Here is a 1,408-nt window from a genome sequence, read left to right as displayed (position 1 = left end):
GCGTACAATGAACAACGCCTGAATGTGCTGCCTCGGGCACAAAAAATCTATGGTCCCCCCCATTTTTGCAATACTGATTAACGGGCGATGTGGTTGGCTTGCTTAAATCTATCCGGCGTCTGTTTGGGGCTTGCCCCAGCGCCACGATGAGAGTCGCGCCTGACGATCCTTAAAAGCCCGTCGGCTTCTGAAGCCGATTTTTATGTCAGGATCTTCGCCAGGCCGGTAGGCCGTTCACGTCATCCGTTGTTCAGCTATCGCAAAACCTGAAGGGTGAATTGTGGTACTGCAACAACCGCAGGGTCAGGCGTTCAAGGCGTCTGGCCCTGCTTCATATTGCGCATGGTGAGCCGCTATCGCCCAAGCGATACGCGCCAGTTTGTTGGCCAGGGCACAGGCCACCACATTCGAGTGTCGTCGGCGCAGCAGCGCTCGCACCCAGTCGGCCAAAGCCCCCTTCTGATGATCCAGCCTCTGCATGTAAACCCTGGAGCATTGCACCAGCAGTTGCCGCAGGTGCTTGTCACCCCGCTTGCTGATCCCCAACAAATTGGCTTTGCCGCCCGTGCTGTACTGTCGCGGCACCAAGCCCACTGAAGCCGCAAAATCGCGACTGCATCGGTATTGCTTGCCATCGCCCATTTCTACAGCCAGAAGGCTGGCGGTGATCGGACCGACACACGGCATGCTAAGCAAACGGCTCCCCAGATCATCGTCGGCCAGCTGGCAAGCCAGTTGTTTGTCCAGTTCCTTGATCTGTTCATCCAGGTAAACGAAGTGATCGTGCAGGCGTTGCAACAGCACTGTCAGCCGCACAGGCAGCTCATGCTCGGCCAAAACAGCTGCCAAACGCTTCATGATGGCTGAGCCTTTGGGCAGGCTGATGCCAAATTCCAGCAGGAAACCGTGCATCTGATTGGCTGTCTTGGTGCGGTCATGCACCAACGACTCGCGCATGCGATGCAGGACAGACAGGGTTTGCTGAGACTCGGTTTTAGGCGTAACGAAGCGCATGGACGGACGGGAAGCCGCCTCGCAAATGGCCTCTGCGTCGATAAAGTCATTTTTGTTGCCCTTGACGAAAGGGCGGACAAACTGCGGTGAAATCAACTTGGTCGTATGCCCCATCGCCGCAAGCTGACGGGCGATGAAGTGAGAGCCGGCACAGGCTTCCGTTACCACGACGCAGCTCGGCAAGTTGCCGAAGAACCGCATCATCTGCGCTCGCGAGAGCTTTTTGCGAAACACCTCGCGGCCCGATTTGTCTTGGCCCAGAAGGTGGAAATTATGTTTGCCGAGATCGATCCCGATCAGTGCTGACTCGCTCATGATGATGGCCTCCAAAAACAAAACACCCTGCGAAAGCGTAGCCCTCGCAGGGTGTGGGGGTGACCATCTCATTAGCCCG

Annotated in this window: 1 protein-coding gene; it reads right to left on the bottom strand. The window is 56.7% G+C overall.

What is annotated here, in order from left to right:
- Nucleotides 1-303: 303 nt before the first annotated feature.
- The gene (locus BG57_RS30820; RefSeq protein ID WP_024074122.1) at nt 304-1,329 is read right to left on the bottom strand and encodes an IS110 family RNA-guided transposase; all 1,026 of its coding nucleotides are present in this window, start codon (nt 1,327-1,329) and stop codon (nt 304-306) included.
- Nucleotides 1,330-1,408 lie beyond the last annotated feature (79 nt).

This window comes from Caballeronia grimmiae, from assembly GCF_000698555.1.
Taxonomy (GTDB): Bacteria; Pseudomonadota; Gammaproteobacteria; order Burkholderiales; family Burkholderiaceae; genus Caballeronia; species Caballeronia grimmiae.
This window is presented reverse-complemented; position numbering and strand designations above follow the sequence as displayed.

Coding starts and splice junctions, on each gene's coding strand:
- BG57_RS30820 (WP_024074122.1), bottom strand. CDS start 1,329: ATGAGCGAGTCAGCACTGATCGGGATCGATCTCGGCAAACATAATTTC.